The sequence below is a fragment of the Pacificoceanicola algae genome, assembly GCF_049341065.1.
Lineage (GTDB): Bacteria > Pseudomonadota > Alphaproteobacteria > Rhodobacterales > Rhodobacteraceae > Pacificoceanicola.
Map to the genome: position 1 here is coordinate 342,787 of NZ_JBMPIX010000004.1, position 15,479 is coordinate 358,265.

Here is a 15,479-nt window from a genome sequence, read left to right on the forward strand (position 1 = left end):
CCTGCCCATGACCGTCACTCGTTTCGCGCCCTCGCCCACTGGATACATCCACGTCGGCAATCTGCGCACCGCATTGTTCAACCACCTCATCGCCCGCAAGACTGGCGGGCAATTTGTTCTGCGTATCGACGATACCGATCCGGAGCGCTCGAAAGAGGAATATGTCGATGCCATCAAGCAGGATCTTGAGTGGCTGGGCCTGACTTGGGACCGGGTCGAACGTCAGTCGGAACGGCTGGACCGCTATGAAGCGGCCGCCGACAAGCTGCGCGAGATGGGGCGTTTTTACGAGGCCTTCGAGACGCCGACCGAGCTGGACCTGAAACGCAAGAAACAGCTGAACATGGGCAAGCCGCCGGTTTACGACCGCGCCGCCCTTGCGTTGTCGGACGAAGACAAGGCCAAACTGCGCGCCGAGCGCGGCGATGGCGTCTGGCGCTTCAAACTGGATCATGAACGGATCGTCTGGACCGACGGCATTCTTGGCGAGGTGTCGATTGACGCAGCCTCGTTGTCGGATCCGGTTCTGATCCGCGCGGATGGGCAGTTCCTGTACACGCTGGCTTCGGTTGTCGATGATATCGAAATGGGCATCACGCATGTCGTGCGCGGCAATGACCACGTGACCAACACCGCGACGCAGATCCAGATGATCCGCGCCCTTGGCGGCACGCCGCCGGAATTCGCGCACCATTCGTTGCTGACCGGCCCGCAGGGGGAATCGCTGTCGAAACGTCTGGGCACGCTGGCCCTGCGTGATCTGCGCGAAGCGGGCGTCGAGCCCGAGGCGCTGTTGTCTCTGATGGCGCGACTGGGATCCAGCCAGCCGATCGAGTTGCGTCTGTCGCTGGACGAGATCGCTGATGGTTTTGACCTGAACCAATTCGGTTCGGCGCCGACCAAGTTCGACGTCGAAGACCTGTACCCGCTGACTGCGAAAAAGCTGCATGAGATGCCATTCGAAGCGGTGGCGGAGGAAATTGCGGCGCTGGGCGTGCCGTCGGACAAGGCCGAACTGTTCTGGCAAGTCGTTAGTGAGAACGTCACCACCCGCAAGGATATACCCGGTTGGTGGACCTTGTTCCGCGACGGGGCCGAGCCGCTGATCGCCGACGAAGACCGCGACTTTATCGCCCAAGCCATGGGTTTGCTGCCCGAGCCCCCCTATACGGCTGACACCTGGGGCCAGTTCACCACCGCGGTGAAAGAGGCCACGGGTCGCAAGGGCAAGGGGCTGTTCATGCCGCTGCGCAAAGCGCTGACCGGGCAGGAACGCGGGCCTGAGATGGCGGATGTCATGCAACTTTTGCAAAAGGTTCCGGCGCGGGGATTGGCGGATTAATCCGCCAGCCCCACTTTTTCCCGGTCCGGTCCGACCGTGATACCAGACTGAGCTTGCTCGCGCACATAGGTCTTTTTCTCCTGTGCGGCTTTGGCCATCTCTGGCCAATCGTTCTTTGCCAACCGGTCCAGCGCTTTGTTGATCTGGGTAAGGATTTCGACACGCCCTGCGCCGTCGCGTGAAAGAACGTCAAAAGCATCGCCCAGAAGGTCCTCGGCCGAGACTTGCAAAGCGATCACCCGATCAAATCTGGGTGGATCGGTGTCAGGGCATTTGCACCCACTCAGCAGATTGAGAAGCCGGTGAATGACGTCGATTGCGGTTCCGGGGTCGTTGATCCCCGGCGACAAGGCGCGTGTGCCGATCTCGGCAAGAACCATCAGTCCGAACCGGGCGTCCTGCTCAAGCGAACGGGTCTTTCCAAAGGTAAAGTGCTTGGCAACCTTCTTTGCCAGATGATCGCCCTCGATGTTCAATAGCGCGATCCTGTCGCCTTTGACCACATAAGTGCCCGGCGCAGCCAAAAGCCACAGGCGCGCACCGGCTTCGGCCAGTTTTTCGTTCAGGCTCGGCATGTCGATGAATTGCACATAGCCCGAGTAGGGAGCGATGACCTCGACGGCATTCGGCGGCGCACGTTCGGCATGACTGTGGGGAACAGCGCCAAGAGCAGGATAGCTGGAGAGCGCCACCAAAGGTGCGCGCGCGGAGTCTTCGACCAGCGACAGGATGTGATCCATGCTGCCCAGTTTTGACAGGTGCCCGATCCAGCGCAGAATGGCGAGAATGATTGCTGCGATCACAAAGATCGTCATGGCGAAAATCACCACCGAAGACGCAGGCCCATAAATATCCGCCCGGAACATCACGATGGCGGTCAGAGAAAACAGAAAGGCACCGACAAATGTGGCCAGAACGGTTTGTGTCGTGCCGTCCTGCATCAGGATCCGGTAGGCGCGCGGGGTGGCCTGAGACGAGGCGCTTTGGAAAGCCTGCACCATGACGCCCAGCGAAAAGGTCGTTACCGCCAACATTGACGAAGCGAGGATGGTCAGAACGGGCAGGACAGCCTCTTGGCCCAGCCGGTCGATCAGCGCCTGCGGGATCAGGGGTTCAAACAGTGGCGTCAGAAAGACCGATGCCAGCGCAAGCAGCGTCATCAGCACGGCACGCACACCCAGACTGCGCGACATCCGCAACAGCTGCATCAGGCGTTTGGAAAGCATCAGACCAGAACCTTGCAACCAAGCGCGCGCAGGGTGTCATCGACAAAGGCGCGCTCGGCCGGATCAAGGCGCTGGGCGCGGGGATAGATCGGCTTGGCCCGGTCATCGAGAATTGGGGCGTCCCAACCGTCGGTGGTCGCGACAAAGCGGGTCGCGCCCTCTGTCCCGTACTCGCGCAGGTATCCTTGCAGGACTACGTCCAGATAGGACATCAGTACGGGATGATCTTCGTCCGGCATGTGCAAGCGATCAGGATGGATTGCATAGATGGCGATATCGGTGGCCTCCGCGTCATGCGTGACCTCATGCGCGGCGGGCAGGCGTTCATAGGCGTGTTCGCGCAGGTCCAGTGTGGCCCAACCCTCGGGCGGGACAGGGGCGATCAGACCGTCAATCTGGTGCCCCGGGGCGCGAATCGCCGTCAAGTAAGCCACCTTGCGATCCGGCGTGAAACGCCACGCCCGCCGCCAACCCTGCGCCGATGCACGGTGAACCGGGCTGTACCCGTGGGTCAAATCGTTGACCAAAGACCCGTAACCAAAGAAATATATGTCAGACATACTTCATAAATGACCGATGGTTGATGTAAGTCAAACCGCGTTTTGCCGGATCATGTATGCACTATGCATGAAAAGTTGACCAAGAAGGCAAGCTGATGCGGGTTACAAAACGAACAAATATCGCCATGCGCGTGCTGATGTTCTGTGCGGCGAACACCGGACGGCTTGTCACCAAGTCGGAAATTGCCAAGGCGTGCAACGCCTCGGAAAACCATCTGGCTCAGATCATCAATCAACTTGCGCAGCTGAATTACCTGCACACGCAGCGCGGCCGCAACGGCGGGATGGAGCTGGCGCGACCGGCAAGCCAGATCAAGATCGGCGATATTTTTCGCGCGCTCGAAGCGCCGGTGCCTTTGGCGGAATGCTTTGCAGATGTGGACAACACCTGCCCGCTGACCGAAGCCTGCCGTCTGCGCACGGCTTTGACCGACGCCGCGAACGCCTTTTACGCCACCCTTGATCCGATCACTTTGGATGCGTTGATTTGCGACAATGCTCCATTGATGGATATTCTTCAGCCAATTGGCGGGTGTCGCGGCGCGCAGCTCGCGCCTGATCTTGTCACTGCCGAATAGATAATCTAACGTCTAATCATCTTGATGGGAGAACCGGCTTGCCGGTGCCGAAGGAGCAACCGCCCCGGAAACTCTCAGGCTTCAGGACCGTCAAGACGAACTAAAAACTCTGGAGAGTGGCGCCCCGCGCGCCCGCCGAAGGGATAACGATCTCAGGCGAAAGGACAGAGGGGGCATTGTTGGTGCAAGTTGATTGCGCTGGAATGCCCGACCCATGCCAATTGCGCAGGTCCGGCACGTAATGACCGGAGGGCGCATGGCCGAGGAAAACCTGAAAAAGACAGTCCTGCACGAGTTGCATCTGGAGCTTGGCGCAAAGATGGTGCCTTTCGCCGGATATGACATGCCAGTGCAATATCCGATGGGCGTGCTCAAGGAACATCTGCATACACGCGAAAAGGCTGGGCTGTTCGATGTCTCGCACATGGGTCAAGTCATCCTGCGCGGACCTGATGCCGCCGAGGCGCTTGAGGCCATGGTGCCGGTTGATGTGATCGGTCTGGCTGAAGGGCGCCAGCGCTATGCGTTTTTCACCAATGAACGCGGCGGGATCGAGGATGATCTGATGATCACCAACCGCGGCGATCACCTGTTCGTTGTGGTAAATGCGGCGTGCAAAGACGCGGATGTGGCGCGGATGAAATCTGTGCTGGAGCCGCGCGGTCTGACGGTCGAGCTTCTGGAAACGCGCTCGCTTCTGGCGCTGCAGGGGCCGGGTGCCGAAGCGGCGCTGGCTGAGCTTTGCCCGGCGGTGCGCGACATGACGTTCATGGATGTGGCGACGGTCACAATCGTCGGGGCCGAGTGTTGGGTGTCGCGGTCGGGTTATACCGGCGAAGACGGCTTTGAGATTTCAGTTCCCAACGGCGCAGCCGTCGATCTGGCGCGCGCGTTGCTTGAGGATGAGATCGTCGCGCCGATTGGTCTGGGCGCACGGGATTCGCTGCGGCTCGAGGCCGGGCTGTGCCTGTATGGGCATGACATTTCCGACACGACGACGCCGGTCGAAGCGGCGCTTACCTGGGCGATTCAAAAAGTGCGCCGCGCTGGCGGCGCCCGCGCGGGCGGTTTTCCCGGCGCGGACCGCATCCTGACCGAACTTTCCGAGGGCGCGGGGACGCGACGCGTCGGGCTGGCCCCTGAAGGACGTGCGCCAATGCGCGAAGGCGTCGAGGTTTTCGACAGTGCCGAAGGTGGCGTCCCGGTGGGGCGTGTGACCTCGGGCGGGTTCGGGCCGACGCTTGGTGGCCCCGTGGCGATGGGGTACGTGCCAACGGCGCTCGCCACCCCTGGCACGCAGTTGTGGGGCGAAGTGCGCGGCAAACGCATGCCGGTTCAGGTTGCCAAGCTGCCCTTCGTTCCGGCAGGTTTCAAAAGATAGTCCAACAGGAGAACTGGGAATGAAATACACTGAAGAGCACGAGTGGCTGCTGGTCGAAGGCGATGTGGTTGTTGTGGGAATCACCGCGCACGCAGCCGAACAGCTGGGCGACGTGGTATTTGTCGAACTGCCAGAGCCCGGCGTCGAAGTGACCAAGGACGAAGAAGTCGTCGTGATCGAATCGGTCAAGGCTGCGTCGGACATCCTTGCGCCATTGGACGGAGAGATCGTCGAGGTGAATGATGCGATTGTCGAAAACCCCGGCAAGGTCAACGAAGATCCCGAAGGCGATGCGTGGTTCTTCAAGATGAAGGTCGAGGACATGAGCGCGCTGGACGATCTCATGGATGAAGCGGCCTACAAGGACTTTATCGGGGACTGATGCCTGAGGCGGGCTGGGGGCGCGGCCCCCGGCTCAGCCAGCCTCCCCCGAGATATTTTTGGACCAATGAAACAGCGTGCCTTGCGACAGGAGTGATGTGCCGTGGCCTATGAACCGATTGACTATCTGCCATATGATTTTGCCAACCGACGCCATATCGGCCCCTCACCAGACGAGATGGCGAATATGTTTGCCGAGCTGGGCGTGGCGGATCTGGACGAGTTGATCGGTCAAACCGTGCCGAAAGCCATCCGGCAGGAACGGGGTTTGGATTTTGGTAAGCCGCTGTCCGAGCGCGAGTTGATCCATCGGATGCGCGCAGTTGCCAGCAAGAACAAGGTTCTGACCAGCTTGATCGGTCAGGGGTATCACGGCACAGTCACTCCGCCCGCGATCCAGCGCAACATTCTTGAAAACCCGGCGTGGTACACCGCTTATACGCCGTACCAGCCCGAGATTTCGCAGGGTCGGCTTGAGGCGCTGTTGAACTTCCAGACCATGGTATGTGATCTGACCGGGTTGCAAGTGGCCAACGCCAGCCTGCTGGATGAGGCGACGGCCTGCGCCGAAGCAATGACCATGGCCCAGCGTCTGGCCAAGTCCAAGGCCAAGGCCTTTTTCGTCGATGAGAATTGCCACCCGCAGAACATCGCCGTGATGAAAACTCGTGCCGAGCCTTTGGGGATCGAAGTCATCGTTGGCGCGCCCGATGCGCTTGACGCCGAAAGCGTATTTGGCGCGATTTTCCAGTATCCGGGCACCCACGGTCATCTGCGCGACTTTACAGATGAGATGGAGGCGCTGCACGCCGCCAAGGCGATTGGCATCGTGACCGCTGACCCGATGGCGCTTTGCCTGCTCAAGGAGCCGGGCGCAATGGGGGCGGATATCGCTGTTGGATCGACGCAACGCTTTGGGGTGCCTGTGGGCTATGGCGGCCCGCACGCTGCCTATATGGCCTGCCGCGATGACTATAAGCGCGCGATGCCGGGGCGCATTGTCGGGGTGTCCATAGACAGCCACGGCAACCGCGCATATCGGCTTTCGCTGCAAACCCGCGAACAGCATATCCGTCGCGAAAAGGCGACGTCGAACGTATGCACGGCGCAGGCATTGTTGGCGGTCATGGCCGGGTTCTATGCGGTTTTTCACGGACCAAAAGGGCTGCGCGCGATTGCGCAACGAATTCATCGCAAGACAGTTCGTTTGGCCAAGGGCCTTGAGGCGGCGGGCTTTCCGATTGAGCCTGAAGCTTATTTCGACACGATCACTGTGGATGTCGGGCTGTTGCAACGCGGGGTTTTGCAAGCGGCTGTGCGCGAGGGGGTGAACCTGCGCCGCGTGGGGCGGACCAAGGTCGGAATAACCCTTGACGAACGCACCCGCCCAGAGACCATCGAAGCGGTTTGGCGCGCCTTTGGACTGTTGCGCAAGGATGAGGATTTTACACCCGAATACCACCTGCCCGAAGGCCTGATCCGTCGGTCGGAATACCTGCAACACGACGTGTTTCACATGAACCGCGCGGAGACCGAAATGATGCGCTACATGCGCCGGTTGGCTGACCGCGATCTGGCGCTGGACCGGGCGATGATCCCGCTGGGGTCGTGTACGATGAAACTGAACTCGGCCGCCGAGATGATGCCTGTCAGCTGGAGCGAGTTCTCTATGATCCACCCCTATGCGCCGAAAAATCAGGCGCTGGGTTATGCCGAGATGATCGAGGATCTTTCTGATAAGCTGTGCGAAATCACCGGCTATGACGCCTTTTCCATGCAGCCGAATTCGGGCGCGCAGGGGGAATACGCGGGACTTTTGACCATCCGTGACTGGCAATTGGCGCGCGGACAGGGGCATCGCAACGTTTGCCTCATCCCCGTCAACGCCCATGGCACCAACCCGGCAAGCGCACATATGGTTGGCTGGAAAGTCGTTGCGGTAAAATGCGACGATCTGGGCTCAATCGACTTGCAGGATTTCCGCGAGAAGGCGGAAAAATACTCTGGCGATCTGGCCGCCTGCATGATCACCTATCCTTCGACCCATGGTGTGTTCGAAGAAACGGTGAAGGAGGTCTGCGAGATCACCCATGAACATGGTGGCCAAGTCTATATCGACGGGGCCAACATGAACGCCATGGTGGGGCTGTCGCGGCCCGGCGATCTGGGCGGCGATGTCAGCCACCTGAACCTGCACAAGACCTTTTGCATTCCGCACGGTGGCGGTGGGCCGGGCATGGGGCCAATCGGCGTCAAGGACCATCTGGAGCCGCATCTGCCGGGCGATCCGCTGACCGCCAAGGCGGCTGGCCCGGTCAGTGCCGCGGCCTTTGGTTCGCCCTCTCTATTGCCGATTTCATGGGCCTACATCCTGATGATGGGCGGCGAAGGGCTGACACAGGCGACGCGTGTTGCGATCCTGAACGCCAACTATATCGCGAAACGGCTGGAGGGGGCCTATGACGTGCTTTATCGCGGCTCGAACGGCCGGGTTGCGCATGAGTGCATCCTTGATACCCGCCCCTTCGAGAAAAGCGCTGGTGTGACGGTCGAAGATATCGCGAAACGCCTCATGGATGCGGGGTTCCACGCACCAACGATGAGCTGGCCGGTTGCCGGAACGCTGATGGTCGAGCCGACAGAAAGCGAAACCAAGGCCGAGCTGGATCGCTTTTGCGATGCCATGCTGGCGATCCGCGAGGAAATTCGCGCCATCGAAGAGGGCCGGATTGACGCTGAAAACAACCCGCTGAAGAACGCGCCGCACACGATGGAGGATCTCGTGCGCGACTGGGATCGGCCTTACAGCCGCGAGCAGGGGTGTTTCCCTCCGGGGGCCTTCCGCGTGGACAAATACTGGCCGCCGGTTAACCGGGTCGACAACGTGTACGGTGACCGCCATCTGGTTTGCACCTGCCCGCCAATGAGCGATTACGCAGAAGCCGCAGAATAATCTGCCATCTCGAAACGCGTCATCGGCGCCGTCAGGCGTCGCTGTCCACCGCCTCTTCGCCGGGGAATGTGTTTCGCGCCGGGGCTTCGGTCTGTTCCGGTTCCGGCGCGTCGATCAGGAAATCAAAGACATCGCGCACGCGGCCCCATGTCTCGGCGTTGCAGGCCGCGAGTAGATAGCCTTTGCTAACGTCGCCGCGATACTCCGATCCGTCCAGCATCGCCACATGGCCGCCCGCACGCCGAATTGCGACCACGCCTGCGGGTTGGTCCCAAGGGGTCAGCTTGGCGAAGAGGACAAAATCCATATGCCCCTGCGCGACCATGCGCATTTCGTGACAGGCGCAGCGCAGCATGCCTGCGCGGGCAAACCGGGGCATTGTCGCAGCGAATTCCGACTGCTTGTCTTCGGGGATCAGGTTCAGCGGGAAAAAGCCCTTGAGCTCTTCTACCGGGCCCCCCTCCGAGGTGTGCAGCTTGCGGCGGATGCGGCGTGGCATGACCAGTTCCGCATCGCTGTCTGTATCAGCAATAATGAAATCGTTGAGGATCGGATCGTAGAGCAAGCCAAAGATCGGCTGGCCAAACCGCAGGATCGAAACCATCACACCAAATACGGCCAGACCATGCGCATAGTTCCAGGTGCCGTCCACCGGGTCGATGGTAAAACACAGCTCGGCCTCGGCGATCTGGTCAATGATCTCAGGATTGACCGAGGCGTGTTCCTCACCGACGATCAAGCCATGCGGAAACATCACTTGCAGCCCGCGCGTGATCATCGCCTCGGCCGCTTTGTCGGCTTCGGTTACAAGATCCTGAGGGCCGGACTTGGTGTCGATCTGATGGCTGCCAAGTTGACGAAAACGCGGCAGGATTTCCGCTTTGGCGGCGCGGCGGACAAGGTTGATCAACTGGGTGCGTTGAGCATTGGTCAGCGGGGCGGTAATCGTCATGGGCAGGGAATCGGTCATCGTCTCCGTCCGGGTTTTGCTGTGGTTGTGTTAGGAAGTGCCAGTGAAAAGCCGGGGTTTCAAGGTGACACAGCCGCCCGGTCTCCCTATTCGCGCGCTCTAAGAACCTGCGCTGGACGAACCGCGAGGGGCCGCAGCGCAAAGGCCAGACCTGCCAGGAGAGTTGCGATGATGCCGCCCACGACAATGCCAATGGCTGATGACCAAACCACTTCGAACTTGGTTTCCATGACGATGTCGCTGACCGCCCATCCGCCGGCAATGCCCGCGCCCAAGGCAACGATGCCGGCCCCGGCGCCAAGAAGAACGGAGCGCAGGGCAAAACTGCGCAGGATGCGTGTGCGGCTGGCGCCAAGGGTCTTGAGAATGGCCGCTTCGTAGGTCCGGGCGCTTTCGCCCGCCGCTGCCGCGCCGATCAGCACGAGGAAGCCGGTGAGCAATGTCGCCAAAGCCCCCCAGCGGATGGCCGAGCCTATCCCTTGCAGCAATTCGCTGACCCGGTCGATGGCATCGCGGACGCGAATAGCGGTGATGTTGGGGTATTTATCCGCCAGATCGCGCAAAATCCGCGCTTCGGCGGACTCGTCCGCGTATACTGTCGAGATGAAGGTATGCGGCGCGCCTTGCAGCGCGGCAGGATTCATCGTCATGACAAAGCCGATCCCGGCCGTTGAAAAATCAACCTCGCGGAATGAGGTGATGGTCGCGGTGATGTCGCGCCCAAGGATGTTCACGGTAATCTCATCGCCCAGCTTGAGACCAATTTCCTCGGCCTCTTCAGCGGCGAAACTGATTTGCGGCGGGCCGGTGTAATCTTCGGGCCACCATTCGCCTTCGGTCACGGTTGTACGGGCGTCGGGTTTTGCAGAATAGGTGATGCCGCGGTCGCCGCGCACAACCCAGTGGTCGCCTGCGACCTCTCTTGCCGGTTGGCCATTGATCCTGGTGAGGATGCCGCGCAGCATCGGCGCGCTGTCGATACGGCTTACGGCGGGATCGTTTTCCAGTCGCTCCAGATAACCCGACATCTGATCCTTTTGAATATCGACAAAGAAGTAAGACGGGGCAACATCAGGCAGATCGCGGGCAATGGCGCTGCGCAGGTTGCCATCGATCTGGCCGATCGCCGCCAGCACCGCCAGTCCCAGACCCAATGAAAGAACCACGGCTCCGGCGCTTTCGCCCGGACCGCCAATGGCGGCCAAGGCCCAGCGCAGAACCGGGCGACCTCGGGCGGCGTGCGTCGCACGGCGGGCCAGCCAGCGGATCGCCTGCGCCGCCAAAGCCAGCGTGATGAGTGCAGCCAGAATACCACCGGCGGCCCAAAGGGTCAGGCCGGGTCGGCCGGAAAAAGCCGCGGCTGTGCCGATCAACGCCGCAAGCAAAAGCGCGATGGCTATAAGATAGCGGACCGAGGGCAGCAGGCGCGCGCCTTCCAGTGCGTCGCGGAACAGTGTGGCGGCGCGCACCTCTTCTGCACGAGAAAGCGGCCAGAGCGTAAAGACCAAAGCCGTCAGAACGCCATAAAGCGCGGCTTCGCCCAAGGGACCGGGGTGCAGAGTGAAAATCGCCGGGACAGGCAGCGCAGAATTTATCAAAGGCCCAAGCAAAATGGGCACCAAAGCCCCGAGGGCAAGGCCGATGACGATGCCCACCAAGGCCAGCGCCCCGATTTGCAGGAAGTAGGTGAGAAAAATGATCCTTCGCGTCGCGCCGAGGGTGCGAAGGGTTGCGATCACGCTCGTCTTGCCTGCCAGATAGGCGCGTACGGCGGCCGAAACACCGATCCCTCCGACTGCCAGCCCAGAGAGACCGACCAGCACAAGAAAATCCCCCAAACGGTCGACAAAGCGCGCGATCCCCGGCGCGCCATTGCGGGCATCTCGCCATTTAAGCCCGTTGCCCTCGAACCGGGCGCGCGCCTCGGCGGCGGTTGCGTCAAGATCGGTGCCTTGGGGAAGCAGGAGACGGTATTCGGTATCAAACAGAGAGCCGGGTGCCAAAAGTCCCGAGCCTTCAAGGTCTGCGGTACGCACGATGGTGCGGGGGCCAAGGCCAAAGCCATCGCCCGCATCGTCAGGCTCGGTTTTGATCGTGGCTCGCAGGGTGAAATCCTGTTCACCCAGACGAAAGCCGTCGCCGGGGGCCAGACCCAACCGATCAGCAAGGACCGGAGCCATGACCGCGCCGTGATCTTCCAGTGCATGGCTCAGCGGCATCGCCGGAGAGAGGGCAATCTCGCCCAACAGTGGATAACCGCCATCGACAGATTTCACCTGGGTCAAACCACGCTCGGTCTGGCCTTGGCGGGTCACCGTGGCCATGGAGCGGAAATCGGTGACTTCGGACACTTCGGTCGCAACATCGGCCATCCACGCGCGCTCGGCCTCGGTGGCAAAGCGATAGGTAAATTCGACCTGAGCATCGCCGCCCAACAGAACCGCGCCCTGATCCTGAAGACCTGCCTCGATGGCCGCGCGGACCGATCCGACCCCGGCAATGGCAGCAACGCCAAGCGCCAAACAGGCAAGGAAGATGCGAAAGCCATGCAGGCCGCCGCGCAATTCGCGGCGGGCAAAACGGGCAGCGATGCGAAAGTTCATGCGCGGACCTTTTGGGCAGCGTCTTGCGGATCTTGCTCCATTTCACCGTCGCGCAGGCGCACCACCCGGTCGCAGCGCGCGGCCAAATTCGGGTCATGTGTGACCATGATCAGTGTCGCGCCATGTTTGTCGGACAGGCCAAGTAGCAGGTCCATGATCGCAGCCCCGTTTACGCCATCAAGGTTGCCGGTTGGCTCGTCCGCCAAAAGAATTCCGGGACGGGGGGCAAGGGCGCGAGCCAATGCGACGCGCTGTTGCTCGCCTCCGGACATCTGCGCGGGATAGTGATCGGCGCGGTGGGCAAGGCCGACGGTTTCCAACTCGGCTTTGGCGCGGTCAAAGGCGTCCTTATGACCGGCCAGCTCAAGCGGCGTCGCCACGTTTTCAAGCGCGGTCATGGTTGGAATGAGATGGAAGGACTGAAAAACCACGCCCATGTTGTCGCGCCTAAAACGGGCCAGCGCGTCTTCGTTCATCGCGGTCAGATCGTAGCCCATGGCGAATACGCTGCCCGAGGTCGCGCGCTCCAACCCGCCCATGACCATCAGCAGCGAGGACTTGCCCGAGCCGGACGGCCCGATCAGGCCGATCGTCTCGCCTTTCGTGACATCGAGCGAAATTCCATGCAGAATTTCAACCATGCCAGCATTGCCCTTCAGGCGAAGGGTCACATCTTTGAGGGTGAGAATTTGATCTGGCATATCAAGGAGACGTCCTTTTGATTGAACGCTTTACATATGGGCTGACCGGAGCGCGCAACAAGGCTTGTGCGGCAATCCTGGTTGCCATCGGGTTACCGGTTCAGGCGGCTGAGGTCGATATTCTGGCTTTGGGGGACAGTCTGACGCAGGGTTACGGGCTGATCGAGCAAGAAGGCTTTGTTCCGCAATTGCGCGCTTGGCTGGCGGCGCATGGCCATGATGTCAGGATTGTGAACGGGGGCGTGTCCGGAGATACAACTGCTGGTGGCTTGTCCCGTGTGGAGTGGTCACTGACGCCCGAGATTGACGCGATGATTGTCACCTTGGGGGGCAACGATCTGCTTCGTGGTGTCGCACCAGAGGTCGCCAGGTCGAACCTAGATGGCATTCTGAAAGTTGCAGCGGCCAAGGATCTTGAGGTTCTGTTGATTGGCATGCAGGCGCCGGGTAACTATGGACAGGAATATAAGGTTGCCTTTGATGCAATTTATCCGGAATTGGCCGAAGAGTACGGCACCCTATACCTGCCAAGTTTCTTTCAAGGTCTGATGACGGATGGCGCGTCGCCCTCGGATGTAGCGGAATTCATGCAACCCGACGGCATTCATCCGAACGGCAAGGGAGTTGCCCGAATTGTCGAGGCCATCGGCCCCAAGATTGAAGAACTGATTGCGCGGGTTTCAGAAAACCCTAGCTGAAAACCTGTCTAGGCCCATGATGATCTTGCTGTTGCCGCAGGCACCCGTTGGCAATGAGCAAGAGCCCCAGTCCAATTCCGGACCCTAGATAAATCGCCAGGGCTTGCAGGGCGGAAATATCCCAGAACAGCCATCCCAGAACTGCGGCAAACAGGCCGATAACGCTTCCGATTAGAAACCCAAAGATTGCCATGATTTGCCTCCTTGCCCCAGTTTGGCGGTGAATTCCTTAAAAAGTATTAAGATAGCTGAATTGAGGCGGAAAAGCGGCAGCGTCGCGGCCCGTAAACGGCGAATACTTCAATTTTCGCGCAATACCCGCAGGACAAACCCGGGCAGGCGGGTGGCCATATGGCGCATCAACGGGCCATACTCGGTCTCGCCCGACATCATCCGAAAGTATTCACCGCGCAGCGTTCGGGATGACCGGAAACTGCGCACGAAAGCTGGGCGCAGCCTTTCCCGGAACATGATGTTTCTCAACAGGCGCGCGTGGCGCAACGCCTTATGGATGGGGCGTAGTCCAGCGCAGTAAAGCTGCAAAGCCCGAGTGGGTTGATTGGTCGATAGCGCTTGGATCACGGCAAGCGCGGCCAATTCGCCGCTATGAAGCGCATGGCCGATGCCTTCGCCGGTAATCGGATCGACCAGCCCTGCCGCGTCTCCGGCAAGCAGAACACGGCCACGCCCGGGGACGTTTCGGAAGTCGCCGAACGGCAGGAACTGGCCTTTGACCGGCAGGTTGGAGGGCAGATTGAGGCGGTCGAGATAGCTGGCAAGCGCGGCTTTCATATCGGAATTGCGGGACATCACGCCGCCAAGCCCAACCGTCATTCCCGCAGCTTTGGGAAATCGCCAGCCATAGCCCCACTTTGCTGCCCCAAAGTCGATTCTCAGCGGCGCAGAAGGGTCGGGTTCGGGGTGTTCGACCTCAAGCGCAAAGCCGATCTTGTCACGATCAAAAGCCTGCCCAAACAACAGTTTGGCCGTCGGGCTGTTCACGCCATCCGCTGCAATGATCAGCGGAGCAACCAGCCGCGTTCCATTAAGGTCCAAAGCACCATTCTCAGGATCCAATGTGCCGTTTTGCCCGGTGAAATCCTGCGCGCCCGAAGCCAGTGCCTGTCGCACAAGCGCGGCATCAAGCGCATAGCGCATTCCTAGATAAAGCGGTGGAACGCCTTTGGTCAGGCCAAGATCTTCGCCAAAGGCAAAGAATGCGACCTCTTGGCAGCGCACCAAAGGGATGTCCGGCAGGCGGCCTTGAAAAATCCGCTGGTAATGACCGATGGCACGGCCCGTTATACCGCCGCCGCAGAGCTTTGCCCGCGGAAATTGGCGTTTATCGACAAGCGCCACACGTAAACCGGAAGCGGCGGCCGTCTGGGCCGCCGCAGCGCCGGCTGGGCCGGCACCAATTACAATCAGATCAAAGTGGCGCGTGTGCGCCCCAATTGCCGATGTCACAGAACGGTGACGGGGGTGCCTACTGGCACACGCTCATAAAGATCCATCACGTGCTCATTGATCATCCGGATACATCCGTTCGATACCGAGCGGCCAATCGAGCTGGGCGACGTCGTGCCATGGATGCGGAAGAACGTGTCGCGCCCGTTCTGGAACAGGTACAGCGCGCGTGCACCCAATGGGTTGCCCGGGCCACCAGGCTGGACATAGTCGTTGTCCTTGAATTTGCCGTAGTGGTTGGGCTCGCGCTCGATCATTTCGTTTGTGGGGCGCCAGGTCGGCCATTCTTTCTTGGCGCCAATTTTGGCGTTTCCGGTAAATTCCAGACCTGCTTTGCCCACGCCGACGCCGTAACGCATGGCAACACCGGGCGCTTCGACGAAATAGAGGAAATGCGCACGGGGCATGATCAGAATTTGCCCGGGCACCAAATCTGATTTGATGGCAACTTTTTGCGGACGAAAGATAGGATCGACTTCAAAGGCATAAGCGGGCATTGCGGCAGTTGCCGCAGCGGCGGCGACAAAAGTTCGACGTGTGATCATGGCAGCTACTCAATCCAATAAATTAGGTGGGGGAGATTTTGCGCAGGCTACCTCGAAAATCAATCCCGCGCGCA

The 15,479-nt window shown here is 60.3% G+C and carries 14 protein-coding genes and 1 riboswitch; of the genes, 6 read left to right on the forward strand and 8 right to left on the reverse strand.

Annotation, left to right across the window (positions count from 1 at the left end; genetic code table 11):
• The first annotated feature begins 7 nt into the window (after positions 1 to 7).
• Positions 8 to 1,342, forward strand: coding sequence for a glutamate--tRNA ligase (gene gltX / locus ACOYQJ_RS08720; RefSeq protein WP_422905628.1), 1,335 nt, complete (start codon positions 8 to 10; stop codon positions 1,340 to 1,342).
• Here gltX and ACOYQJ_RS08725 read toward each other — a convergent pair.
• Both ACOYQJ_RS08725 and ACOYQJ_RS08730 read right to left on the reverse strand, forming a co-directional pair.
• Positions 1,339 to 2,568: a DUF2254 domain-containing protein gene (locus ACOYQJ_RS08725; protein WP_422905629.1), complete on the reverse strand. Its 1,230-nt coding sequence runs from the start codon at positions 2,566 to 2,568 to the stop codon at positions 1,339 to 1,341. The genes gltX and ACOYQJ_RS08725 overlap by 4 nt on opposite strands.
• The gene (locus tag ACOYQJ_RS08730) at positions 2,568 to 3,128 is read right to left on the reverse strand and encodes a gamma-glutamylcyclotransferase family protein (protein ID WP_422905630.1); all 561 of its coding nucleotides are present in this window, start codon (positions 3,126 to 3,128) and stop codon (positions 2,568 to 2,570) included. The genes ACOYQJ_RS08725 and ACOYQJ_RS08730 overlap by 1 nt, the downstream gene beginning before the upstream one ends.
• A gap of 95 nt (positions 3,129 to 3,223) precedes the next feature.
• Here ACOYQJ_RS08730 and ACOYQJ_RS08735 point away from each other — a divergent pair, with 95 nt between their 5' ends.
• The 4 genes from ACOYQJ_RS08735 (at position 3,224) to gcvP (ending at position 8,421) form a co-directional block, all read left to right on the forward strand.
• Positions 3,224 to 3,706 carry an RrF2 family transcriptional regulator gene (locus tag ACOYQJ_RS08735; protein WP_422905631.1) on the forward strand — a complete coding sequence of 161 codons (483 nt, stop codon included), beginning with the start codon at positions 3,224 to 3,226 and terminating at the stop codon, positions 3,704 to 3,706.
• Between the two features lie 15 nt (positions 3,707 to 3,721).
• Positions 3,722 to 3,806: riboswitch (glycine riboswitch) on the forward strand.
• Between the two features lie 156 nt (positions 3,807 to 3,962).
• Positions 3,963 to 5,087 (forward strand): glycine cleavage system aminomethyltransferase GcvT, encoded by a 1,125-nt coding sequence (gcvT, locus tag ACOYQJ_RS08740; protein WP_422905632.1) that lies wholly within the window; start codon positions 3,963 to 3,965, stop codon positions 5,085 to 5,087.
• A gap of 19 nt (positions 5,088 to 5,106) precedes the next feature.
• Complete coding sequence (gcvH, locus tag ACOYQJ_RS08745) at positions 5,107 to 5,469, forward strand: glycine cleavage system protein GcvH (RefSeq protein WP_422905633.1); 363 nt, start codon at positions 5,107 to 5,109, stop codon at positions 5,467 to 5,469.
• 102 nt (positions 5,470 to 5,571) lie between these two features.
• Positions 5,572 to 8,421, forward strand: coding sequence for an aminomethyl-transferring glycine dehydrogenase (gcvP, locus tag ACOYQJ_RS08750; RefSeq protein WP_422905634.1), 2,850 nt, complete (start codon positions 5,572 to 5,574; stop codon positions 8,419 to 8,421).
• A gap of 31 nt (positions 8,422 to 8,452) precedes the next feature.
• Here gcvP and ACOYQJ_RS08755 read toward each other — a convergent pair whose 3' ends face one another.
• The 3 genes from ACOYQJ_RS08755 to ACOYQJ_RS08765 form a co-directional block, all read right to left on the reverse strand.
• Positions 8,453 to 9,391 carry an inositol monophosphatase family protein gene (locus tag ACOYQJ_RS08755; protein WP_422905635.1) on the reverse strand — a complete coding sequence of 313 codons (939 nt, stop codon included), beginning with the start codon at positions 9,389 to 9,391 and terminating at the stop codon, positions 8,453 to 8,455.
• Positions 9,392 to 9,477: 86 nt separating this feature from the next.
• Positions 9,478 to 11,994 (reverse strand): ABC transporter permease, encoded by a 2,517-nt coding sequence (locus ACOYQJ_RS08760; protein WP_422905636.1) that lies wholly within the window; start codon positions 11,992 to 11,994, stop codon positions 9,478 to 9,480.
• Positions 11,991 to 12,695, reverse strand: coding sequence for an ABC transporter ATP-binding protein (locus tag ACOYQJ_RS08765; RefSeq protein ID WP_422905637.1), 705 nt, complete (start codon positions 12,693 to 12,695; stop codon positions 11,991 to 11,993). Before ACOYQJ_RS08765 ends, ACOYQJ_RS08760 begins: the two co-directional genes overlap by 4 nt.
• 17 nt (positions 12,696 to 12,712) lie before the next feature.
• Here ACOYQJ_RS08765 and ACOYQJ_RS08770 point away from each other — a divergent pair, with 17 nt between their 5' ends.
• Positions 12,713 to 13,393, forward strand: a complete 681-nt coding sequence (locus ACOYQJ_RS08770) for an arylesterase (RefSeq protein ID WP_422905638.1) — start codon at positions 12,713 to 12,715, stop codon at positions 13,391 to 13,393.
• On the opposite strand, the gene ACOYQJ_RS08775 is transcribed toward ACOYQJ_RS08770, so the two are convergent.
• From ACOYQJ_RS08775 to ACOYQJ_RS08785, 3 genes are all read right to left on the reverse strand, one after another.
• Positions 13,386 to 13,586, reverse strand: a complete 201-nt coding sequence (locus ACOYQJ_RS08775; protein WP_422905639.1) for a hypothetical protein — start codon at positions 13,584 to 13,586, stop codon at positions 13,386 to 13,388. The genes ACOYQJ_RS08770 and ACOYQJ_RS08775 overlap by 8 nt on opposite strands.
• Before the next feature lie 107 nt (positions 13,587 to 13,693).
• Positions 13,694 to 14,860: a geranylgeranyl reductase family protein gene (locus ACOYQJ_RS08780; protein WP_422905640.1), complete on the reverse strand. Its 1,167-nt coding sequence runs from the start codon at positions 14,858 to 14,860 to the stop codon at positions 13,694 to 13,696.
• Complete coding sequence (locus ACOYQJ_RS08785; protein WP_422905641.1) at positions 14,857 to 15,405, reverse strand: L,D-transpeptidase; 549 nt, start codon at positions 15,403 to 15,405, stop codon at positions 14,857 to 14,859. The genes ACOYQJ_RS08780 and ACOYQJ_RS08785 overlap by 4 nt, the downstream gene beginning before the upstream one ends.
• Positions 15,406 to 15,479 lie beyond the last annotated feature (74 nt).

Coding starts and splice junctions, on each gene's coding strand:
- ACOYQJ_RS08725 (WP_422905629.1), bottom strand. CDS start 2,568: ATGCTTTCCAAACGCCTGATGCAGCTGTTGCGGATGTCGCGCAGTCTG.
- ACOYQJ_RS08760 (WP_422905636.1), bottom strand. CDS start 11,994: ATGAACTTTCGCATCGCTGCCCGTTTTGCCCGCCGCGAATTGCGCGGC.
- ACOYQJ_RS08735 (WP_422905631.1), top strand. CDS start 3,224: ATGCGGGTTACAAAACGAACAAATATCGCCATGCGCGTGCTGATGTTC.
- ACOYQJ_RS08765 (WP_422905637.1), bottom strand. CDS start 12,695: ATGCCAGATCAAATTCTCACCCTCAAAGATGTGACCCTTCGCCTGAAG.
- ACOYQJ_RS08755 (WP_422905635.1), bottom strand. CDS start 9,391: ATGACCGATTCCCTGCCCATGACGATTACCGCCCCGCTGACCAATGCT.
- gcvT (WP_422905632.1), top strand. CDS start 3,963: ATGGCCGAGGAAAACCTGAAAAAGACAGTCCTGCACGAGTTGCATCTG.
- ACOYQJ_RS08785 (WP_422905641.1), bottom strand. CDS start 15,405: ATGATCACACGTCGAACTTTTGTCGCCGCCGCTGCGGCAACTGCCGCA.
- gltX (WP_422905628.1), top strand. CDS start 8: ATGACCGTCACTCGTTTCGCGCCCTCGCCCACTGGATACATCCACGTC.
- ACOYQJ_RS08775 (WP_422905639.1), bottom strand. CDS start 13,586: ATGGCAATCTTTGGGTTTCTAATCGGAAGCGTTATCGGCCTGTTTGCC.
- gcvH (WP_422905633.1), top strand. CDS start 5,107: ATGAAATACACTGAAGAGCACGAGTGGCTGCTGGTCGAAGGCGATGTG.
- ACOYQJ_RS08730 (WP_422905630.1), bottom strand. CDS start 3,128: ATGTCTGACATATATTTCTTTGGTTACGGGTCTTTGGTCAACGATTTG.